Source organism: Pseudomonas fluorescens (genome assembly GCF_040448305.1).
Taxonomy (GTDB): Bacteria; Pseudomonadota; Gammaproteobacteria; order Pseudomonadales; family Pseudomonadaceae; genus Aquipseudomonas; species Aquipseudomonas fluorescens_BH.
In genome coordinates, this window is sequence record NZ_CP148752.1 from 2662269 (window position 1) to 2683639 (window position 21371).

Annotated in this window: 24 protein-coding genes; 17 read left to right on the plus strand and 7 right to left on the minus strand. The window is 61.2% G+C overall.

Annotated elements, in window-relative coordinates:
- Positions 1 to 79 precede the first annotated feature (79 nt).
- The 10 genes from WHX55_RS12090 (at position 80) to WHX55_RS12135 (ending at position 8706) form a co-directional block, all read left to right on the plus strand.
- Positions 80 to 1786, plus strand: a complete 1707-nt coding sequence (locus WHX55_RS12090) for a GspE/PulE family protein (RefSeq protein ID WP_353742704.1) — start codon at positions 80 to 82, stop codon at positions 1784 to 1786.
- Entirely contained in the window at positions 1767 to 2570 is an 804-nt protein-coding gene (locus tag WHX55_RS12095) for a hypothetical protein (RefSeq protein WP_353742705.1), read from the plus strand. Before WHX55_RS12090 ends, WHX55_RS12095 begins: the two co-directional genes overlap by 20 nt.
- Before the next feature lies 1 nt (position 2571).
- Positions 2572 to 3117: a PilN domain-containing protein gene (locus WHX55_RS12100; RefSeq protein ID WP_150724262.1), complete on the plus strand. Its 546-nt coding sequence runs from the start codon at positions 2572 to 2574 to the stop codon at positions 3115 to 3117.
- Positions 3104 to 3652 carry a pilus assembly protein PilO gene (locus WHX55_RS12105; RefSeq protein WP_150724261.1) on the plus strand — a complete coding sequence of 183 codons (549 nt, stop codon included), beginning with the start codon at positions 3104 to 3106 and terminating at the stop codon, positions 3650 to 3652. The genes WHX55_RS12100 and WHX55_RS12105 overlap by 14 nt, the downstream gene beginning before the upstream one ends.
- Positions 3652 to 4170, plus strand: coding sequence for a hypothetical protein (locus WHX55_RS12110; RefSeq protein WP_151214987.1), 519 nt, complete (start codon positions 3652 to 3654; stop codon positions 4168 to 4170). Before WHX55_RS12105 ends, WHX55_RS12110 begins: the two co-directional genes overlap by 1 nt.
- The gene (locus WHX55_RS12115) at positions 4167 to 5993 is read left to right on the plus strand and encodes a secretin N-terminal domain-containing protein (RefSeq protein WP_150756507.1); all 1827 of its coding nucleotides are present in this window, start codon (positions 4167 to 4169) and stop codon (positions 5991 to 5993) included. Before WHX55_RS12110 ends, WHX55_RS12115 begins: the two co-directional genes overlap by 4 nt.
- 2 nt (positions 5994 to 5995) lie before the next feature.
- The gene (locus tag WHX55_RS12120) at positions 5996 to 6469 is read left to right on the plus strand and encodes a type II secretion system protein (RefSeq protein ID WP_150756508.1); all 474 of its coding nucleotides are present in this window, start codon (positions 5996 to 5998) and stop codon (positions 6467 to 6469) included.
- Positions 6470 to 6473: 4 nt separating this feature from the next.
- A complete protein-coding gene (locus WHX55_RS12125; protein ID WP_150759549.1) occupies positions 6474 to 6848 on the plus strand; it encodes a type II secretion system protein in 375 nt (124 codons plus the stop codon).
- On the plus strand, positions 6823 to 7362 hold the full coding sequence (locus tag WHX55_RS12130; protein WP_150756510.1) for a type II secretion system protein: 540 nt from the start codon (positions 6823 to 6825) through the stop codon (positions 7360 to 7362). Before WHX55_RS12125 ends, WHX55_RS12130 begins: the two co-directional genes overlap by 26 nt.
- Before the next feature lie 1020 nt (positions 7363 to 8382).
- On the plus strand, positions 8383 to 8706 hold the full coding sequence (locus WHX55_RS12135) for a DUF6124 family protein (protein WP_353742706.1): 324 nt from the start codon (positions 8383 to 8385) through the stop codon (positions 8704 to 8706).
- 183 nt (positions 8707 to 8889) lie between these two features.
- Here WHX55_RS12135 and WHX55_RS12140 read toward each other — a convergent pair whose 3' ends face one another.
- Together WHX55_RS12140 and ppnN are read right to left on the minus strand one after the other, a co-directional pair.
- Entirely contained in the window at positions 8890 to 9330 is a 441-nt protein-coding gene (locus WHX55_RS12140; RefSeq protein ID WP_151214984.1) for an NUDIX domain-containing protein, read from the minus strand.
- Between the two features lie 88 nt (positions 9331 to 9418).
- The gene (gene ppnN / locus WHX55_RS12145) at positions 9419 to 10792 is read right to left on the minus strand and encodes a nucleotide 5'-monophosphate nucleosidase PpnN (RefSeq protein WP_150724253.1); all 1374 of its coding nucleotides are present in this window, start codon (positions 10790 to 10792) and stop codon (positions 9419 to 9421) included.
- Positions 10793 to 11028: 236 nt separating this feature from the next.
- On the opposite strand from ppnN, the gene WHX55_RS12150 reads away from it, so the two are divergent.
- Together WHX55_RS12150 and WHX55_RS12155 are read left to right on the plus strand one after the other, a co-directional pair.
- On the plus strand, positions 11029 to 11556 hold the full coding sequence (locus tag WHX55_RS12150; protein WP_191625008.1) for a DUF3087 domain-containing protein: 528 nt from the start codon (positions 11029 to 11031) through the stop codon (positions 11554 to 11556).
- Positions 11557 to 11640: 84 nt separating this feature from the next.
- On the plus strand, positions 11641 to 13185 hold the full coding sequence (locus WHX55_RS12155) for a sensor domain-containing diguanylate cyclase (protein WP_353742707.1): 1545 nt from the start codon (positions 11641 to 11643) through the stop codon (positions 13183 to 13185).
- 78 nt (positions 13186 to 13263) lie between these two features.
- Here WHX55_RS12155 and WHX55_RS12160 read toward each other — a convergent pair whose 3' ends face one another.
- The 3 genes from WHX55_RS12160 to WHX55_RS12170 all read right to left on the minus strand — a co-directional run bounded on the left by WHX55_RS12160 (position 13264) and on the right by WHX55_RS12170 (position 15783).
- Positions 13264 to 13626 carry a DUF2784 domain-containing protein gene (locus tag WHX55_RS12160; protein ID WP_353742708.1) on the minus strand — a complete coding sequence of 121 codons (363 nt, stop codon included), beginning with the start codon at positions 13624 to 13626 and terminating at the stop codon, positions 13264 to 13266.
- Positions 13627 to 13686: 60 nt separating this feature from the next.
- Positions 13687 to 14562: a 4-hydroxy-tetrahydrodipicolinate synthase gene (gene dapA / locus WHX55_RS12165; RefSeq protein WP_353742709.1), complete on the minus strand. Its 876-nt coding sequence runs from the start codon at positions 14560 to 14562 to the stop codon at positions 13687 to 13689.
- A 285-nt stretch (positions 14563 to 14847) separates the two neighbouring features.
- Positions 14848 to 15783 carry a sensor domain-containing diguanylate cyclase gene (locus WHX55_RS12170; RefSeq protein ID WP_353742710.1) on the minus strand — a complete coding sequence of 312 codons (936 nt, stop codon included), beginning with the start codon at positions 15781 to 15783 and terminating at the stop codon, positions 14848 to 14850.
- A 168-nt stretch (positions 15784 to 15951) separates the two neighbouring features.
- Between WHX55_RS12170 and WHX55_RS12175 the strand changes: the two genes are divergently transcribed.
- The 3 genes from WHX55_RS12175 (at position 15952) to WHX55_RS12185 (ending at position 17172) form a co-directional block, all read left to right on the plus strand.
- Positions 15952 to 16650 (plus strand): AzlC family ABC transporter permease, encoded by a 699-nt coding sequence (locus tag WHX55_RS12175; protein WP_223444469.1) that lies wholly within the window; start codon positions 15952 to 15954, stop codon positions 16648 to 16650.
- A complete protein-coding gene (locus WHX55_RS12180; protein ID WP_191628003.1) occupies positions 16650 to 16961 on the plus strand; it encodes an AzlD domain-containing protein in 312 nt (103 codons plus the stop codon). Before WHX55_RS12175 ends, WHX55_RS12180 begins: the two co-directional genes overlap by 1 nt.
- Positions 16962 to 17025: 64 nt before the next feature.
- Positions 17026 to 17172, plus strand: coding sequence for a hypothetical protein (locus tag WHX55_RS12185; RefSeq protein WP_008051909.1), 147 nt, complete (start codon positions 17026 to 17028; stop codon positions 17170 to 17172).
- Positions 17173 to 17369: 197 nt separating this feature from the next.
- On the opposite strand, the gene WHX55_RS12190 is transcribed toward WHX55_RS12185, so the two are convergent.
- Positions 17370 to 18050: an SOS response-associated peptidase family protein gene (locus tag WHX55_RS12190; protein WP_353742711.1), complete on the minus strand. Its 681-nt coding sequence runs from the start codon at positions 18048 to 18050 to the stop codon at positions 17370 to 17372.
- Between the two features lie 197 nt (positions 18051 to 18247).
- Here WHX55_RS12190 and WHX55_RS12195 point away from each other — a divergent pair, with 197 nt between their 5' ends.
- The gene (locus tag WHX55_RS12195; protein WP_150724245.1) at positions 18248 to 19147 is read left to right on the plus strand and encodes a polysaccharide deacetylase family protein; all 900 of its coding nucleotides are present in this window, start codon (positions 18248 to 18250) and stop codon (positions 19145 to 19147) included.
- 69 nt (positions 19148 to 19216) lie between these two features.
- Here WHX55_RS12195 and WHX55_RS12200 read toward each other — a convergent pair whose 3' ends face one another.
- On the minus strand, positions 19217 to 20104 hold the full coding sequence (locus tag WHX55_RS12200) for a LysR family transcriptional regulator (protein WP_151214979.1): 888 nt from the start codon (positions 20102 to 20104) through the stop codon (positions 19217 to 19219).
- A gap of 127 nt (positions 20105 to 20231) precedes the next feature.
- Between WHX55_RS12200 and WHX55_RS12205 the strand changes: the two genes are divergently transcribed.
- Positions 20232 to 21371, plus strand: a complete 1140-nt coding sequence (locus tag WHX55_RS12205) for a muconate cycloisomerase family protein (RefSeq protein WP_353742712.1) — start codon at positions 20232 to 20234, stop codon at positions 21369 to 21371.

Below are 21371 nucleotides of genomic sequence, written 5' to 3' on the forward strand. Positions count from 1 at the left end.
CGACAAGACGTTCCGGCCCCCGCCGAAATGGCTCGCCGCGCCGACAGGGCCCAAAGCCCCGGGCGTTGGAGAGCAAGCCATGGACCGTCTATCCCTTGCCGTAGAACCGGCGCAACCGAAATGTGCACCGACTCGTTTTACCAGTGAACAACTGGCCCAGGCCCGAGCCCTGGCCACCAGTTCCGGCGAGCGGATGCTGGACGCCCTGGGGGGACTGTGCGAACTGGCTCCCATGCCTTTCATTCAATGCCTCGGTGTAACCCTGCACTACCCGGTGCTCGACACCGACAGCCTGTTCAATTCCACCCCGGTGTTCGACCGGGTGACCCTGGCCCAATGCCTCAAGCGCGAATTCATCCTGCTGTGTCATAACGATGCGGTCATCGGTGTGTTCGCCGACCCCTTCGACAGTGCACGCCTGGCCTGGATCGATGAATGCTTGCAAGGCGCGCCGCTGTACCTGGTGCATGCCGATGACCTGAAGGCCTACCTGGCGCGTCACGAAGAAAGCTTCCATGCGGTGGAGTCGCTCAACGCCCAGAGCGACGCCGGCGCCGAAATCGATAACCTGCAAAGCCTGTCCCTGACCAGCATCAGCGAAGACTCCAGCGTCGTGGTCAAGCTGGTCAACTCGACCCTGTACGACGCGCTGAAAATGCACGCCAGCGACATCCACCTCGGCACCACGGGCAGCGGCCTGGTGATCAAGTACCGCATCGACGGCGTGCTCAACAACATCAGCAAGATCCAGGGCAACGAATTCGCCGAGCAAGTGATTTCCCGGGTCAAGGTCATGGCCGAACTGGACATCGGCGAAAAGCGCGTGCCCCAGGATGGCCGCTTCAAGATCGGCATCAGCGGCCGGCAGATCGACTTCCGGGTGTCGATCATGCCGAGCATCTTCGGCGAGGACGCGGTGCTGCGGGTACTCGACAAGCAGGACCTCGCCGACAAAGTCTGCGGCGTGCAACTGCAGGCCCTGGGCTTTGAAGAAGAAACCCTGCGCCAGCTGCGCCGGCTGGCCGCCGAACCCTACGGCATGGTGCTGGTGACCGGGCCGACCGGTAGCGGCAAGACCACCACCCTGTACGCGATGATCACCGAGATCAACCACGGCGTGGACAAGATCATCACCATTGAAGACCCGGTGGAGTATCAACTGCCGGGCGTGCTGCAGATCCCCGTCAACGAGAAAAAAGGCCTGACCTTCGCCCGGGGCCTGCGCTCGATCCTGCGGCATGACCCGGACAAGATCATGGTCGGTGAAATCCGCGACCCGGACACCGCACAGATCGCCGTGCAATCGGCGCTCACCGGTCACCTGGTGTTCACCACCATTCACGCCAACAACGTGTTCGACGTGATCGGCCGATTCACCCAGATGGAAATCGATCCCTACAGTCTGGTCTCGGCACTCAATGCCGTGCTGGCCCAGCGTTTGATCCGCCTGGTCTGCACCAGCTGCAGCAGCCCTTACAGCCCGACAGAGGAGGAGCTGGAGGTCTCGGGGCTTGATCCGCAAAAGGTCGCTCACTACCAGTTTGTCCACGGCAAGGGCTGCGGGCATTGCCGGGGCACCGGTTATCGCGGGCGTAGCGCAATTGCCGAGCTGCTGCACCTGGACGACGAACTGCGGCAAATGATCGTCGAGCGCCAACCCATTTCGAAAATCAAGGCGCATGCCTGCAAGCGTGGCTTGCGCCTGTTGCGCGAGTCGGCGCTGGAGATGGTGGAGCAGGGCCGGACGACGCTCGAGGAGATCAATCGTGTCACTTTTATCTCGTGAGCAATTTGTCGCGGTGCTCGGCGCCAGCGGTGTTGGCCTGGGGCATCGCCAAGGCGGCGCAACCCACTGGCTGGGCAGCGTCGGCTACATCGATGAAGGCTTCCAGGCCTGGACGGTGGCCCTCGACACCCTCGACCGGTTGCTCGCCGAACACAGCTTTGCCAGGGCGGAACTGACCGTGGTGATCTCCGGGCATTTCAGCCGCTATTGCCTGGTGCCCTGGAGCGAGCAGATCAGCAGCCCGGCCGAATTGCTCGGCTACGCCCACCTGTGTTTCGAAGACCTCTACGGTGCCCCGACGCAACCCTGGAGCCTGGTGCTCTCGGCCGAACCCGCCGGTTACGACCGTATCGCCACCGCGCTGCCACAGGACTTGCTCGAACGCCTGCGCGCCTTGGTCAGTGCTCGCGGTTTGCGCCTGCGTTCGGTGCAGCCGTACCTGATGGCGGCGTTCAACCATTTCGATAAGAGCTTTGATGCCGGGGACTTCCTGTTCGTCGTTGCCGAACCGGTGCGCAGCGTGTTGCTGCTGGCCCGGGAAGGTCGCTGGACCTCGGTGCGTTCGGTGGGCAGCAGCGACAGCGATGCAGCGCTGACCGCGCTGATCGGTCGTGAAAACCAGTTGCAGGCTTCCACCAGCGAACGGCCGTTGAATGTCTACCTGCATGCACCGGCGCGCATCGATTCGCATCCCGACGTGCCAGGTGTGCATCTGCGCACCCTCGAAGAAGACCGGACAGCCGTACGCGATTGCCTGTACCTCATGTCTCGGGCGGTGGCCTGACATGCGCCCCCTGATGCTCGACTTTCAGCCGCGCCGCCGTGCAGGCCCCTTGGGCTGGAGCCTGCTGGCCGGGGGCGTGGTGCTGACACTGACTTGTCTGCTGGTGCAACAGCACCTGAGTAACGAGGCCGAACAACAGCAGGGCCACCTGCAAACCACACAGCGGGTGCTCACCGGCGATACCGGCAGCAAGCTCAGCCTGACCCCGGCGCAAATTCGCGAGCAGGCGCATAACCTGGCGGAAATGCGCAAGGTCTCCCAGCAGTTGCGCCGCCCTTGGGAGCGCTTGTTCGCCACCCTTGAAGCCATGCCGCGGGACAACATTGCCCTGCTGACCCTGACCCCGGACGCCCGCAAAGGCCAGGTGCGGATCAGCGCCGAGGCGCAGGACCTGGACGCCATGCTCGATTTCCACCGCCGCCTCGAAGCCAGCGACGAGCTGTCCGACGTGTCGCTGCTGAGCCACGAAATTGTCGCCAACGTGCCGGAACACCCGGTGCAGTTCAACCTGTCGGCTACCTGGGAGATCGGCGATGCAAATCCATAAATTGATCGTCCACGAATACCTGCAAGGCCTGGGCGTTCCGGGGCTGGCAGGGATGACCATGCTGGTGCTGGCGCTGAGCTATGGCCTGGTCGGGTTGCTGCCGGACTGGGAATCGCTGCAAAGCCTCAACCAGCAGACTCGCGAAGCCACCGAGTACCTTGCCAAGGTCGAAGACGGCAGCGTGGCCGCGCCGGTGGTGCCACAGCGCGAGCTCGACGATTTCCGCAGCAAGTTGCCGTCCCAGCCTCAGGCCACTGTGGCCATCGACAAGATCTACGCCCTGGCCGCCCAGGAACGCATCACCTTGTCCCGGGGTGAGTATTCCCTGGGCGTGGACCCCAAGACACACCTGGCCCGTTATCAGATTCTGCTGCCGGTACGTGGCAGCTATCCGCAACTGCGGCGTTTCCTGCACGCCTTGCTCGGCCAGTTGCCGGCGGTGGTGCTCGAGGATGTGGAGCTTTCGCGCAAGAATATCGCCGATACCGACCTGACCGGGCGGATTCGCATGACCCTTTACCTGTCGAGGTCATGATGAATACCAAACAAGTGGCGGGTTGGGTGGCGTTCTTCGGTGTAGCGGCAGCGCTCGCCTGGCTCCCCGCATTCTTCGATCAGACCGATGACAGCGACCCTGCGGTGGCCACCGTGGCTACGCCAGCCAAGGGCAAGACCCCTGGCGCATCGGCGGGTGCATCGAACGCCGCTGCGCTGGCGCCGATCAAGGACCTGAGCCCGGCAGGCGACCTGTTCGCCGCCCGCAGCTGGAAAGCGGCGCCGGCCCTGGGCAGCGTCACTGAACAGCCGGTAGTCATTACTCCGGTGGTGCAAGTCCCCACTGCGCCACCGTTGCCCTTCCAGTTTGTCGGCAGGCTGCATGACCGTTCCGACCTGCAGGTGTTCTTGCAGAGCGGCGAAAAAATATACGTCGTACGCAAAGGGGATGTCATCGACGAAACCTGGCGGATCGAGCGGATTTCCGATAAGGAACTGAGCCTGGTCTACCTGCCTTTGCGTTTGGCGCAGACCTTGCCTGTGGGGAGTACGGAATGAACAAATCCCGGTTGCTGATGAGCCTTTGTCTCTGCGCGGGGCTGGCCGCATGCAGTTCGGCGCAGGTTGCCAGGGATGAAGCTTCGGCCCTGATCGAATCGGGCCAGTACGAAGCCGGTCTGGCGCGCATCGAAGAGGGATTGCGCGAAAACCCTCGCGATACCGAACTGCACATGGCCCTCAACAACGGACGGGCCCTCGCCGTGAAGGCGCTGTTGGCCCAGGCCGACATGGACCGCACCCAGCGTAATTTCGCCGGGGCCCGCATGACTTACAGCCGGGTCTTGAACATCGAACCGAACAACCGTCGTGCCCAGGATTCCCTGCGCCAGCTCGACTACCTGCGCAGCATGGATGAGAAACTCGAAATGGCCCGTGGCGACCTGCGTCGCGGTGACATCTACGGTGCCGACCGCCAGGTCAGACAGATTCTCGAACTGGACCCGAAGAACGAAGGCGCCCTGGAACTGCAAGGCAGCATCCGTCTGGTGCAGAGCCGCAACGTGGTGCAGTACCCGCAACTGCGCACGCGCCTGGACCGGCCGGTGACCCTGGAGTTTCGCGACGCCAACCTCAAGACCATTTTCGAAGTGCTGTCCCAGGTCGCCGGCCTGAATTTCATCTTCGACAAGGACCTGCGCCCGGACATGAAAGCCACGATCTTCGTACGTGACGTGCGTATCGAAGACGCCGTGGAGCTGCTGCTGCAACAGAACCAGCTGCATCAGAAAGTGGTGAATGAAAACACCTTGCTGATCTACCCGGACTCGCCGCAGAAACTCAAGGATTACCAAGAGCTGGTGATGCGCACCTTCTACCTGACCAGCATCGATGCCAACACGGCGCTGAACATGATCAAGACCATGCTCAAGACCCGCGACGTGTTTGTCGATGAGCGCCTCAACACGCTGACCATGCGCGATACCGGTGACGCGGTGCGCATGGCGGAAAAACTCCTGCAATCGCAGGATCAGTCCAACCCGGAAGTGGTGCTGGAAGTGGAAGTGATGGAAGTCGCCCGTCAACGCATTCTCGACCTTGGCCTGCAATGGCCCAACACCTTCGGCGTGGTCAACAGCGACGGCTCGGCGGTGACCCTTCTTGATCAACTCAAAGGCATCGACTCCAGCCGGATTACCATCTCGCCATCGCCCCAGGCCAAGATCAATGCCCAGGACAAGGACATCAATACCCTGGCCAGCCCCGTGATTCGGGTCAGCAACCGCGAACAGGCGCGCATCCACATCGGTCAGCGCGTGCCGATCATCAGCGCCACCTCGGTGCCTTCGACCCAGGGCCCGGTGATCACCGAAAGCGTGACCTACCTCGATGTCGGTCTGAAGCTTGAAGTGCAGCCCATCGTGCACCTGAACAACGAAGTGGCGATCAAGATCGCGCTGGAAGTCAGTAACGCCACGCCGCTGACGCCGACCGCCCAGGGCACCATTCCGGTCCAGGTCGATACCCGCAACGCCCAGACCACCTTGCGTCTGCATGACGGCGAAACCCAGATCCTCGCAGGGCTCGTGCGCAACGACCACGGCGCCACCGGCAACAAGATTCCCGGCCTTGGCGACATTCCCGGCCTGGGTCGCCTGTTCGGCAGCAACAGGGACGACGTCATCAAATCCGAACTGGTGCTGTCGATCACTCCGCGGATCGTGCGCAACCTGCCGTACCAGAGCCCGTCGGACATGGAATTCCCGACCGGTACCGAAACCAGCATGCACATCCAGGCACCGGACCGCTCGATGAGCACCACGGTTCAGACCAACCCCATGAGCGCCCCGATCGCCACCACCGTTACCGTTGGGAAGCCTTGATCATGAACACCTCGCAACGCGGTTTTACCCTGGTCGAAGTCGTGGTGACGCTCGCCCTGGTCGGCCTGCTGGCCGGCATGGCCGCACCGCTGACCGAGACCGTGGTGCGCCGGGGCAAAGAGCAGGATCTGCGGACCGCGTTGTACCAGATTCGCGATGCCATCGACGCCTACAAACACGCCGTTGACGCCGGCTACATCGAAAAGTCGCTCGACAGCAGCGGCTACCCGCCGAACCTGCAAGTACTGGTCGAGGGTGTGCGTGACACGCGCAGCCCCAAGGGAGCCAAGTTCTACTTCCTGCGGCGCATCCCCCGTGACCCGCTGGCAGTCGTCAAGCGTGACGACGAGGGCGGCTGGGGCCTGCGTTCCTATGACAGTTCGGCTGAGAACCCGCGGGAGGGCCAGGACGTCTTTGACGTTTACTCCAAGGCCCGCGGCAAGGGTCTCAATGGCATCGCCTACCGAAAGTGGTGAGCATATGCGTCGGCAAAAGGGTTTTACCCTGATTGAACTGATGGTGGTCATGGCAATCATCGCGACCTTGATGACGATCGCCTTGCCACGTTACTTCAGCAGCCTGGAGGCCTCCAGGGAGACCACCTTGCACCAGAGCCTGTCGTCCATGCGCGAGGCACTGGATCACTATTACGGGGACACCGGGCGATATCCCGATTCCATCGAACAGCTGGTCGAACTGCGCTATTTGCGTAACCAGCCGCTGGACCCTATTTCCGAGCGCAAGGACACCTGGGTCATAGTCGCGCCACCGGATGGCGTGGCGGGCGGGGTGGCCGATATCAAGAGTGGGGCCAGCGGGAGGGCGCGAGATGGCAGCCTGTATTCCGAGTGGTAGACCTTCGAACCAGGGTGGCTTTACCTACCTGGGTGTGCTGTTTCTGATCGTCGTGCTGGGCATGGGCCTGGCCAGTGCCGGCGAATTGTGGGCCACCGCTGCGCGCCGCGATCGCGAAAATCAGTTGCTCTGGGTCGGTACGCAATATGCCCAGGCGTTGCGCAGCTATTACCGCAGTTCGCCCGGTATGGCCCAGTACCCGAAAGAGCTCGCGGACCTGGTGCAGGATGAGCGTTTTCCGTCGGCCAAGCACCATCTTCGGCAGTTGTACCCGGAGCCGATGACGGGTGGCGAGTGGGAGCTGATGCGTGATTTCGACGGGCGGATCAGCGGTGTGTACTGCCCGTCCGAGCAGAAGCCGCTCAAGCAAGAGAACTTTCCCAGCGAGTGGTCGGATTTCAAGGGCATGGCCAGCTACAAGGATTGGCAGTTCGTGGCCGAGAAAGTTGTCCTCGATGGCACCGAGGGACCGCCGAAAGAACAGTCCACCGGGCCCCAGGCATTGCAGCCTTGAACCTCGGGAGCGGGTTTGACAGTCAACACATTTCCGCCAGATGTACCCGGTCCAATTGTGGGAGCGGGCTTGCTCCGGGCGGCGTTCCGACGAAGGCGGCCTGACAGCCGACCTGTCTTTTGTTGATTGAGTACATATCCGTTTCTTCGGTAACGGCCACTTATGGTTTCGCCCTGACGGCGAGTCACTTTTTTTACAAGCGCCTAAAAAAAGTAACCCAAAAAACGCTCGCCCCGAACGTACGGCCCCTCGCTAAGGCTCGGGGTTCCTTCGCTCCGGCATTCATCCGGGGGCATCGCCTCCGGTCGGCTTCGCTCGACCTCCTCTCGATGTGTTCGGCTGCGCCGAACGGCGCTGCGCGCCCACCCCCGGATGAACACCTCCACTCAGCCTGCCGAGGGGGCGGGTGGATCAAGATCAAGAGCTGCAGGCGAGCTAACGCTCGGCCTGATGAGTGGTGAAGAGCGACGCGGTGGTGTGGGCTGCTGTGCTTTTGCTTTTCTGTGGGAGCGGCGGTGCGGCGATCCGACTTGCTCGCGAAGGCGGCCTGACAGCCGACCAAATTCTTGCGGATGTCCACCGGTCAAATTGTAGGAGCGAGCCTGCTCGCGATGGCGGTCTTACAACCAACGATAATCCTTTGGCTCACATCACAGGAATTTGTGGATGTCAGAGGCGGCTGTAGGACCATGAGTGAGGCTACACCGCCTTGCGTCGTTGCCTACAACTACGCCAGAATCCGCCGGCTTGTGGGCCTTGGACCCTGACTCTATCGTTGCCGGGTCGCTGCAAATTCAGCGACCGGGTTTCGCAGCCCAGGTTAATCAAGGCGCTCAGCGCCACCGTTTCCTTGCAGTTGGCGCTTTTGTTCGCCCACTGTTTTGCGTTATGGCGGCTGTGCGCGGGAGGCTTTCGGGTCTGCCGGGTTCCTTGATTCCCGGTCTGCGAACCTGCGTATGGCCGCCACCTTCTTCGTTTCGCAGCGAATTGTGGCGGTTCCATCAATCAAGGAGCTTCGTCATGGTCAAACCCACGCCAAATCCCCCCGAATCAGAAACCGATACCACTCAACGTCCATCCGGTCTGCACCTCAAACCCGCCATCCTCAAAAACAACGCACCGCACAATCCCAGCACGATGTTCATCATCGCCCCGAACATCGACACCGAAAGCCTCTTGGCCCACGCCTGTGAATCGCTGGCTTCAGCAAGCGTGATGGCGACTGATTTCGCCACGTTTCTGGATGGCCCGCAACGCAGCATGTTGTTGGGCATCCAGCAGGTGATCATGCTGGCGGATCTGGCAGTCAACCGCGCACTGGATAACGTTGCCCCATTGGACTAAACACAGAACCTTTGTGGCGAGGGGGCTTGTCGGACCGCCGCACCGCCCCGTTCGGCTGCGCAGCAGTCGCAAATCCATTCACTGCGATAATCCTGGAAAACCGCATTGTCTGATTTCGGGGCCGCTGCGCTGCCCAACGGGGGCAAGCCCCCTCGCCACAGGGGTTGTGTTCGCTTGTATGCTTCAGGCGTTTTCCAGCATCGTGATCAACTGCTCCGGCCACACCGTTTCTCGGGTCTCTCGCAACTCGGCTACGGACCACCATTTATGGTCCGCCATTACCTGGACTTCGTTAGCCGTCCACCCCTCACGGGACAGGCGTTCACTGTCGGTATGAACCACAAAATACCGTTCAACCGACAGCACCGTTTCACCACTGGGCAACATCATCGGAAAACGCCGCTCTGCAACGCTGGCTCCCACGGCAGCGACATTCAGTCCGGTTTCTTCAAACAGTTCACGAACCGCCGCAACCTCAAAGGATTCACCTTGTTCAAGACCTCCACCAGGTGTCGCCCAGTGGCTTTGGCCCGCGAGGGCATCGTTTTTGTGTTGGAAGTGAAACAGCAGGACCTGTTGCGAGGGATTGATCACCAGCAGTCTGGCGGAATTGCGTTGGCGCATTTTTTCTTTCCATAGAGTGCCGCGAGCCGCAGCTTTCACTGCGGCTCGCGACGGTGAAGCTCATGTCGGCGTTATTACACCGAAAAGGTTATGCCACCACTCGATAACACGGCACATACGCCGCGCCGCCCGGCAGTTTCATGCGGTGCTGGGCGACGAAGGCTTTGAGCAGCAGGTCCAGCGGTTGCATGATCGCCGCGTCGCCACGGATCTGGTACGGCCCGTGTTCTTCGATCAGGCGAATGCCCTTGTCCTTGACGTTGCCGGCGACAATGCCGGAGAACGCGCGACGCAGGTTGGCCGCCAGTTCGTGGGACGGCAGGTCGAGGCTCAGTTTCAGGTTGGCCATGTTTTCGTGGGTCGGGTCGAACGGGCGCTGGAAGCCTTCGTCGATTTTCAGCAACCAGTTGAAGTGGAAGGCATCGTTGCGCTCGCGGCGGAACTGCTTGACCGCTTTGAGGCCCTGGGTCATCTGCCGCGCCACTTCGGCCGGGTCATCGATGATGATCTGGTAGTGCTGCTTGGCGGTTTCGCCCAGGGTCGCACCGACGAACGCGTCCAGTTGTTCAAGGTACGGCGCGGCATGTTTCGGCCCGGTGAGGACGACCGGGAAGGGCAGGCCTTTATTGTCGGGGTGCATCAGGATGCCCAGCAGGTACAGGAACTCTTCGGCCGTACCGGCGCCGCCCGGGAAGATGATGATGCCGTGGCCGACGCGGACGAAGGCTTCCAGGCGTTTTTCGATGTCCGGCAGGATCACCAGTTCGTTGACGATCGGGTTCGGCGCTTCGGCGGCGATGATCCCGGGTTCGGTCAGGCCCAGGTAGCGGCCGCCGTGGATGCGTTGCTTGGCGTGGGCGATGGTCGCGCCTTTCATCGGGCCTTTCATCACGCCGGGGCCGCAACCGGTGCAGATGTCCAGGCTGCGCAGGCCCAGTTCGTGGCCGACTTTCTTGGTGTATTTGTATTCTTCGGTGTTGATCGAGTGCCCGCCCCAGCACACTACGATCTTCGGTTCGACGCCGGGGCGCAGGGTGCGGGCGTTGCGCAGCAGGTGGAAGACGTAGTCGCTGATGCCCTGGGAGCTGCTCAAATCGATGCGTTGGCTGTCGAGTTCGTTTTCGGTGTAGACGATGTCGCGCAGGGCGCTGAACAGCATTTCCCGGGTGCTGGCGATCATTTCGCCGTCGACGAAGGCGTCGGCCGGGGCGTTCAGCAGTTCCAGGCGTACGCCGCGGTCCTGCTGGTGAATGCGGATTTCAAAATCCTTATAGGCTTCAAGGATGGTCTTGGCGTTGTCGACATGGGCGCCGGTGTTGAGGATGGCCAGGGCGCACTGGCGGAAGAGGGTGTAGGTGCTGCCGGAGCCGGCTTCGCTCAATTGCTGGACTTCCCGTTGCGAGAGCGTTTCCAGGCTGCCTTTGGGACTGACGGAGGCGTTGATTACTTGGCGTTGGGTCATTCAATGATCCTTAAAACGATGTCATTCACACAGCAACTACGAATGGCATCCGAATAATGTGTATTCATGAAAGAAGATGGCACGAACTGCGCGGTCTCGCCATTTCCCCCCCGCTTGACGATGAAAAGATGAAAAGGAGCCCCAGCATAGCTAAATCCCGCGCAGAGGCGATAATGGCCCGCTGTCTTTTTGCCTCAGACCCCTTTTTACCATTGAAGCTTAGGAAACCCGACGCAATGTTCGAAATCCAGCCGATGAACGCCGACACCTACCGGCAACAGACACGGCGCAGCACGGTCATCATTGCCCTGATCTTTCTGGCGCTGGCGATGGTGCTGTCCACGGCGGCGGTGGCTCTGTTCGGCACGCCGGGGGGCGACAATCTGCGCTTCAACATCGGTGGCGTGTTTGTTGCGGTGCTGGCGATGGCGGCGCTGATGCGCAAGGTGTTCTGGCGCCAGGAATGGATGGCGCCAGCGGTCTATAGTTGGCAACTCAAGCGCAGCCTGATGGGCATCACCAATGTCATGCATCATGTAACGGCGGCCGTGGAAAAGGGTGATCCGGTTGCCATGAAGCTGTTGCGTTTCTACCATTTGGGGTTGAACCAGATGCATCAGCTCGATGGCAACTCCAGCGACCATGGCCAGTTGATCCGCGAAATGGATCAGCACAAGGAACGAATGCAAGCGCTGGGGATCGATACCGAACAGACGCGGCTGGATCCGGCGTGGCTGGAGGCGGTAAAGCAGGCGTCGCGCTAACATCATCGCGAGCCTGGATCAGGCATAGTGAGCAACAGCGGCGATCAGGAAGACTCGTCCGGTCATAGACACTCAGGGAGCACCATGGGACATCCGTCGATCAACGATCATATTGAAATGCTCCGGCCAGCCGTGACCCGGCTCAAGGTCCGCTCGGCGGTGATCCTGCTGGTCGCGGTGTGCCTGTCGATGACGGCGATCGTGATCTGGGAAGCCTGGAGCTCGCGCCAGTACTACCTGCATGACAAGGAAGTGGCGATGTCCAACCTTGCGCAGACCCTGGCATCGCAAGCGCAGGCCACGATCAAGCAGGCCGACACGCTGCTGTTCACCCTGGTCGATCGTCTGGAACACGACGGCGTGGATAAATCCCGGTTGCCGCTGTTGCTCAACGCCCAGCGCAGTGAGTTGAGCCAGCTCCATGGCGTATTTGTTTTCGACGAAAAAGGGCAGTGGATCGCCAATTCCAATGGCGCCGGGCAAACCGGCGTCAACAATTCCGACCGCGAATACTTCATCTTCCATCGCGATAACCCCAGCCGTGGGCCGCACATCGGGCCGTCGATCAAGAGCCGTTCGAGCGGTGAATGGATCATGACGGTTTCGCGCCGGGTCAATCATCCCGACGGCAGCTTTGCCGGGGTGGCGCTGGCGTCGATCTACCTCAGTCATTTCCTGCAGCTCTACGACAGCATCGACATGGGCAGTAACGGCGTGATCAACCTGATCGCCGACAATGCCACCGTTGTCATTCGCAGACCCTTCAAGGAGGCGGACATCGGCACCAGCCTCGCCAAGAGCCCGTTGTTCACTCAGTTGTTGCCCAAGGGCGACGCGGGTACGGCCACGATCAGGTCGATCATCGACGGTGTCGAGCGGGTGATAGGGTATCGCCGGGTCGAGGGTTATCCGCTGATCGTTTTTACCGCGTTGAACAAGGATGAAGTGCTCGGCAGCTGGCGCAAGGAGACGGCGCTCAGCGCTGGCATCGTCACGCTGTTGCTGGGTTTTCTCGGGGTACTGGGATTGCGGCTTATCAAGCTGATGAGGCAACAGAACCTGGTGCAGGTCGAGTTGCTGGACACCCAGGACAAGCTCCTGGAGGTCAATCGCAACCTCGAAGGCCTGGCCCTCAAGGACGCGCTGACGGGGCTGGCCAACCGGCGTCAGCTCGACGCTTTCATCGATGCCGAAATGGGACGTGCCCGGCGCAGCCAGACCGAGTTGGCACTGCTGATGATCGATGTCGATCATTTCAAGCCGTTCAACGACCGCTACGGCCACCTGGCCGGTGATGAGTGTTTGCGCAAGGTCAGTGCGATCATCACGGACAATATCAAGCGCCCCGGTGGCCTGGCCGCCCGTTATGGCGGTGAAGAGTTCGCCGTGGTGCTGCCCGGCACCGACTACGTGGGGGCATTTCTGGTGGCGGAGAAAATCCGCCGCGCGGTGCTACAGGCCGACATTGCCCACAGTGACAGCCCGGAAGGCACCGTGACCGTCAGCGTCGGCGTGTGTGCCTGCAATACCGCTAGCCAGGTCCGCCCCGAGGACCTGATCGGTGCGGCAGACAAGGCGCTGTACGTGGCCAAGGCCGGTGGGCGGAACATGAGTGTGATTGCCAACTGAACGCCCGGCGTCAGACAAGCCGGTCCGTTCCCTGAACCAGCCACCAGCCCAGGGCGCGACCGTCAGGGGGGTGAGAATTCAGGCGGCCCATCGCTTGAACAATCGAAGATAGACCAGCAGGTTGATCACCAACACCACGCCGCCCAATCCCAACTGAATGCTGGGTGTCAGGCTCGCTGGGTAAATCACCGGCCAAACGTAATGCTCGATGAATCCACCGCCATAGCCGGTTTGCCCGGCCCCATGGCGCATGCGGTTTTCCCAGTCGGTCAGCGGGCAGGGCAGGTGGAACAACTCCACTGCCACACCCCAGACGGCGGCCGGCGGATGCCACCAGATCAGGTGGCGCCATTTGAGCACCAGCAACCCGCCGAACAATACGAACACAATGAACAGCAAGTGAAACAGCATCAGCCCATCGGCGGCGATTCGGTACAGCATGTGGGTGCCCCTGAAGGCTGAACGAATCGCTTCATGGTACTCGGGCCGGCGGCGGACGCTCTATCGATTGTCGCGGCCCAATGCGCCGAGCACGCCTTTCAAACGCTCGGTCATCGATTCACTGCTGCGTTGCATCGGTGCGCGCAGTTCGTCACCGATCAGACCTTCCAGGGCCAGCGCGGTTTTCACCGGGGCCGGGTTGGGCTCCAGGAACAGGCTGTTGATCAGTGGCAGCAAACGGAAAAACGTGGCGCGGCCTTCAGCCAATTGGTTGTCGCGGATCTGCCGGTGCAACTGCACGAACAGTTCGGGATGGACATGCGCCGACGCGGCAATCGCGCCTTTGGCGCCAAGGCACAGGGCATTGAAGATCTGGTTGTCTTCGCCACACAGCACGTCGACCTGGCCGCTATTGAGCAAGGCGAGGGTGTTCGAAAAATTACCGCCGCAATCCTTGATGGCGACGATCCGCTCGTGGGCGACGATGTTGAGCAGGGTCGCCTGTTCGAAGGCCACGCCGGTACGGTAAGGGATGTCGTAGAGAATCAGCGGAACGCTGGAGGCATCGGCGACCGTGCGGAAAAACGCTTCGAGGCCGGCCTGGGACGGGCGGATGTAATACGGCGCCGGCACCAGCAGGCCAGCCACCGGGCGCTTGAGGATCTCGCTCTGGAACTGCAACAACTCGGTCAGGTTGTTACCGGCCAGGCCCATGACCACCCGTTGCGCCGGCACCAGCTCCAGCACGGCATCGAGCACCGCCAGTTGCTCATGCTTGCCCATCGCCGCCGGTTCGCCGGTGGTGCCGCAAACGATGAGACCGTCGACTCCTTTTTCCAGCAGATGGCTGACCAGCCGGCGCAAGCCGACGAAATCGATGGCGCCGTTGTGGAAGGGTGTGACCAGTGGAACCCAGATACCTTGAAACGCTGACATGCACTTTCTCCTGATGGTTGACCGATTTCGTCACCGTCAGGGGCATGGAAGGAGAGTAAGCAAGGGGAGGGTGGTCCGTCGCGCTCAATGTCCTGTCAGCTCATCTGACGGGACAGCGCGCCCCGGTCACATGAGCGACTGTTTCTTCGATTTGAGGGCGTGCGCAACGCAACCTTGCGCCTTGGCAATCAAGCCAATGACGGAAGTGTTGAGGTTGAAGGTTGCGGACATACTTGCTTACACCCTGAGTGAGGCGCCCAGTTTTAAAAGGCGGCGCGCCGTTTGTCAATCACGAAAATCAGCGAACTCGGCGCGCATCCGGCCATTGTGCTTGGCCTTGTAGAGCAACTGATCGACCTGTTCGACGAATTCCAGCGCCGTGGCATGCGGTGAAACGGCGGTGGTACCGACGCCGAGGCTGACGCTCAGCAGGTTCGACACCCTGGAGAACTCATGGGGGATCTGCTGCTGGCGAATCAGGTGCAGGCATTTGTGCGCCACCATCTGCGCGGACTCGGCATCGGTTTCCGGCAGCAGCCAGACAAACTCTTCACCGCCGATCCGCGCAATGAAATCCCGTGGCCGGTTCGCCGCCAGGGACAAGGTCTGCGCGACGCGGCGCAGGCATTCGTCGCCCTTGATGTGGCCGTAATGGTCGTTGTATTGCTTGAAGTAATCGATATCCAGCACCAGCACCGACAATGGCAAACCGGTGCGTTGGGCGTGGTTCCACTCGCGCTCCAGCACGGTGTCGAACATGCGCCGGTTGGCGATGCCGGTCAGGCCGTCCTGGAAGGAATACTCTTCAAGCTGCTTTTGCAGGCGGCTCAGGTGCTCTTCGGTTTTCTTGCGCTCGCTGATATCGAACATGAAGCCCACCAGCGCCTCGATTTCACCGTTCTTGCGCACCACATGCACCACATCGCGGATCCACACGTACTCGCCGCTTTCGGTGAGTGCGCGATAGTCGGCCTCGTGATCGATACCGGCGCGCGATTGCGAGACACAGAAGTCCATCACGTAGTCGCGATCATCGGGGTGTATGCGCTCGACCCAGTCGTTGACCGACGCCCAACTGTCCTGTTTCCAGCCCAGCAGTTCTTCGATCTGTGGCCCGATGTAGCTGAACGTCATGGTTTTCCAGTCGATGCGCCAGGGAATCGCCCGGGTTGACTCAAGCAGGGTTTTATAAACGTCGCTGTCGGTTTCGACTGAACTCATGAAGGGCCTGCCTCGATGAAAATGCAGCGCAATCATGTTGCTAGCACTTTGGCGAATCAAGCGGGCAGCCGATGAATGGCACGTTGTCGTATGAGTGAGCAAGATTGTTCAAGCCTTCGGCCGCGACTGCTGGCAAAGTCTGGGGTCTTTCCCTATCTGTAGAGCGTTATGTCCAACTCAACCATGCCGCGCAGTGCATTTTTGCGCGGCGCAGCGGCGATCATGCCGTTGTCCCTGGCCACTGCGCCTTGGGGCTTGCTGGCCGGTTCCATGGCCATCGAAGCCAACCTCACGCCCCTGCAAGGCCAGGGCCTGTCGAGCATTGTGTTTGCCGGTGCGGCGCAACTGGTGGCCATCGGCATGCTCAAGGGTGGTGCCGGGATTTTTTCGATCTTGCTGACCACGCTGCTGCTGACTTCCCAGCATTTGCTCTACGGGATGAGCATGCGCTCGGTGATTTCGCCATTGCCGGGGCGCTGGCGTGCAGGGCTGGGGTTCCTGCTCACCGATGAGTTGTTCGCCCTGACCAGCCAGCACGACAAACAGCAGTTCAACCGCTGGTACGCCCTGGGCGTGGGCCTGACGTTCTACATCGCCTGGAACCTGTTCACCCTGGCGGGCATTGTGCTTGGCAGCAGCATTCCGGGCCTTGAACACCTGGGCCTGGATTTCTCCATCGCGGCGACCTTCATCGCCCTGATCACCCCGGTGGTGCGCAACGTGCCGACCGTGGTGTGCGTGGCGGTGTCGCTGTTCTGCTCGGTGCTGTTCAGCTACTGGCAATGGGGCTCGGCGCTGGTGCTGTCGGGGCTGGCGGGCATGACCGCCGGGTTTGTCTGCAATAAATTCTACGGTGGCCGCACATGATGGTCTGGGCAGTGATTATCGGAATGGGCCTGTTGGTGTTCCTCAACCGCTATGTTTTTCTGGAGCCGCGACTGCCGCTACGCTTGAGCAGCAATGCCCGGCAGTTCCTCGGGTTTGCCGTACCGGGCATGTTGACCGCCATCTGCGGGCCGATTGTGTTCATGCCGGAAAAACAGCTGAATCTGCACTGGGACAATCCCTATCTGATCAGCTCGCTGGTGGCGGTCGCTCTGGTGCTTTACACGCGCAATACGTTGCTCAGCATGCTGTTGAGCATGGGATTCTTCTTTTTGCTGCGCTGGTGGCTCTGAGCGGGGCAGGGGAACTGATCTAAGCTTAAGTTGATGACCGATCCCTTCAGGAAGCGAGGTGAACATGGCCAATGAACCCAAGCAACCGGACCTGGAAGAAGACGAGGACGAACCCACGGAGGAAGAGATTGAGCAGCAGAAGCGTTCGGTACCGGACTGGAAGCATCCTGACGACGGTAAGGAACTGTCAGAGCCTGACCGCAAGTTCTGACCGGCACGCGAATACAACAAAGCCCCGCCATTGTAGGAGCGAGCTTGCTCGCGATGGTCGTTAACGATAACGCGTGTTTACTGGCTAAACGCGGCGCTCTTGAATCCATCGCGAGCAAGCTCGCTCCTACAACGAATCACTTCGCTTAAGTGAACAACATTGCGCCATTGAGTGGAGCTTTGTCGTTATTGACAGGTTCAGGGACTTTCTTTAATCAGCGCGGCGCCCTGGTTTCTGACATTGCCAATGGCCTTGTCGACCTTGTACCACTCAAATACCTCACTGACTTCACCCTGGGATAGCGCCATTTCCTCGGCTCGTTCCTTGGGCGTGGCCGGGTCCAGCCATTCCCGCGCCAGCTCGGGGGAGAACACCACCGGTCGCCGGTCATGCACGTCAAGCAGGCCGCCTGCGCTGTCGGCCGTCAGGATGACGAAACCGTCGTGCTCTCTGTGAGGGGCTCCGCCGATGGGGTACTGGCCGATGGCCGCGCAGAAGACCGGTGCCCGGTTCCGTCGCCGGATCAACCACGGTTGTTTGTTGCCGTCACCGGCGTCGACCCATTCAAACCAGTTATCAATCGGGCAGATCGCGCGATGGGGCCAGATCGCCCGGAAGTACGGGCCGTGGGCGACTTTCTCGACCCGGGCATTGACCGGCTCCGTGCGATCCGTCGCCCAGTGCGGTCGCCAACCCCAGCGCACGGCGTCGGCGTGCAGCCGATCATTCTCCAGGTGCAACAGGGCGAGTTGCGTGGTGGGCGCGGCGTTATAGTGCGCCAGGGGTTCGTTGCCGACGTGGTTGATCAGCGCGTCGGGGATGCTCAGCACCGCCACGAAGTCGTGGATTCCGCGGTATTGCGACAGTCGTCCGCACATGGCCTGACACTCTGGTTGAGCATTTTTTTCAGTTTAGTTGGTGGCGACGAAACAGGCCTGGTAAGCACTGGAACCAAACCCTGTGTACCCTATCCAACCTCGGCCCGCCGTCTCGATGCGGGCCGACGACGGATGAGCGGGCGAAGGATCCTTGCCCATTGAAGTATCGACCGTGATGGTCTGGTCCAAGGCAAAAGATGAAACGATTGTTCAAGTGTTTAACGGTGTGCGCCCTGGCAGTGGGTCTGCTGGGCTGTATCGCCGCACCGATCGAAATGACTCCGCAAACCGAACAGCGTTTGCAGGCGCAACCGCCTATCCGGTTTCTGCTGACGTTCGATGACGGCCCCAGCGCATCGAGTTGGTGGAATCCGACCGTCACGGTGCTTGAGAGCCTGGCGCAAAACCCGCTGCAACCGGACATCAAAGCCGTGTTCTTCGTGCAAACCCGCGCTCCGCGCGCCGGTGGCAGCGAGTTGGGCCGGGACATCATGCGTCGTGAACACGCCGAAGGACATGTCCTGGGCTTTCACACGGCGACACCCCGGCACACCAATCATCGCTCCCTTGACCCGCCAGAGTTGGAGCAGGCCCTCATCGATGGCAGCGCCGACATCGCCGCGATTACCGGCGCTCCGCCAACCCTGTTGCGCCCGCCATTCTGGAACTACGACAAACGCACCTTCGCCGCCTATCAGCAGCATGGCCTGCACGTGCTGCTCACCGACTTGAGCGCCAACGACGGCAAGATCTGGGGCTTCAACGCCAGCCCGCGGCGCCGGTCGCACATGTTGCGCTCGATGTCTGAAGTTCGCGAGCGCATTGCCCGCGGCGAATTGCCGGTGGTCGATGGGGTGATTCCGGTGGTGGTGACCTTCCACGACCTCAACCGCTATACCGCCCGGCATACCCGCGAATACCTGCAGATCCTGCTCGACAGCGCCCGGGAGACCGGGGTGAAAACCGCCGACAAGCCGTTTTACGACGATCAGTTCGCGTTGCAGCGCGCGGCCATGGCGCGAACCGTGCGCGACGATTCGCAGCCGGTCGAGTTGCCGGGGTTCTGGAACTGGATCTGGGGCGGGAACGCCCATTAGACGTTTTGTCCGCGAGTTGCGTACCGAGATGAAGGCAGGGTGCCGGGCCTTTGCCGGCTGATCATCGCTTTACGCTGCCGGTGGCAGCAGCTCATCTATCATCCGCAAACAATGGTTCAACCCCGGCGACACATCGCCCACCCGTCGGCTGAGAATGATCGGCGAGGTGGCGTTATCTTCGAGCAGCGGGGTGAAGCCGATGTCGTCGCGGTGCAGCAACTGCACCGAGGCCGGTACCAGCGTGACCCCGATGCCTGCCCCCACCAGACCGATCGCCGTTTGCAGCTCGTTGGTCCATTGCGCGACGTGGATGCGCACGCCGTAGGACTCGAACAGGGCAATCACATGGTCGGCGTAACTCGGCCGTGGATTGCCGGGGTACAGCACAAAGGGTTCCCTGGCCAGTTCCCGCAGGCTGATGGGACCGGCGAGCAACGGATGCCCGGCGGGCAGGGCGGCGACCAGGCGGTCTTCGGTGAGCACGGTCTGGACAATGGCCGGGTCGTCGATACGGATCCGGCCGAAACCGATGTCGATGCGCCCGGCCTTCAACGCCTGCACCTGTTGCAGGGTGGTCATTTCCGAAAGCCCCAGCTCCAGCTCCAGCGGCTCGCCACTGCGCAAGCGGCGGATCAGTTCCGGCAGCACGCCATACAGTGTCGACGGCGCAAAACCGATACCCAGCCAGGTCTTTTCTCCCAACCCGATACGCCGGGTGTTGTCGCAGACCTTGTTCAGTTGTTCGAGCAGGGCGGTGGAGTGTTCATGGAAAAACCGCCCGGCGTCGGTCAACTTCAGCGGTCGGCCGCGCTCCAGCAGCATCACCCCCAGTTCGTCCTCCAGTTGCTGGATCTGCCGGCTCAAGGGCGGTTGGGCGATGTGCAGCAACTCGGCGGCGCGGGTGAAGTTGAGGGTTTGAGCCAATACCTGGAAATAACGCAGGTGACGCAGTTCCATGGAGCCTCCAGACGTGGATCGGTTGCATACCTTTAAGGTATCAAGTCAGACCAATTCTATATTGGCATCGCGAAAAAAGCCGTACGAGAATCGATTCCAGAACTTCAAGAACCTGACGGGTATCGAAATGCTTGCAACAGCCATTGAGTCGATCGAGACGATCATCGTCGATCTGCCGACCATCCGCCCGCACAAGCTGGCGATGCACACCATGCAGAACCAAACCCTGGTGATCATTCGCGTGCGTTGCGCCGACGGCATCGAAGGCATCGGCGAATCCACCACCATCGGTGGCCTGGTCTACGGCAATGAAAGCCCGGACAGCATCAAGACCAACATCGACACGCACTTCGCACCGCTGTTGATCGGCCAGGACAGCAACAACGTCAACGCTGCCATGTTGCGCCTGGAGCGCAGCATTCGCGGCAACACCTTCGCCAAATCCGGTATCGAAACCGCACTGCTCGATGCCCTGGGCAAACGCCTCGGCCTGCCGGTCAGCGAATTGCTCGGTGGCCGTGTTCGCGATGCGTTGCCCGTGGCCTGGACTCTGGCCAGCGGCGACACCGAGAAAGACATCGCCGAAGCGGAAAAAATGCTCGACCTGCGTCGCCACCGCATCTTCAAACTGAAAATCGGCGCCGGTGAGGTCAACCGCGACCTGGCCCATGTCATCGCCATCAAAAAAGCCCTGGGTGACCGCGCCAGCGTGCGGGTCGACGTCAATCAGGCCTGGGACGAAGCGGTGGCGCTGCGGGCCTGCCGGATTCTCGGCACCAACGGCATCGACCTGATCGAACAGCCCATCTCGCGCAACAACCGCGCCGGCATGGCCCGCCTCAACGCCATGAGCCCGGCGCCGATCATGGCCGACGAATCCATCGAATGCGTGGAAGATGCGTTCAACCTGGCCCGCGAAGGCGCGGCTTCGGTGTTCGCCCTGAAGATCGCCAAGAACGGCGGCCCACGCGCTGTATTGCGCACCGCCTCGATCGCCGAAGCGGCCGGTATCGCCCTGTACGGCGGCACCATGCTTGAAGGTGGCCTGGGCACCATGGCCTCGGCCCATGCCTTCGTCACCCTGAACAAACTGGCGTGGGACACCGAACTGTTCGGCCCGTTGCTGCTGACCGAAGACATTCTCAGCGAACCGCTGGTGTACCGCGATTTTGAACTGCACGTGCCGAACACCCCGGGTCTGGGCCTGAGCCTGGATGAAGAGCGCCTGGCGTTCTTCCGCCGCGACAAGACCATTCATCAAGCCTGA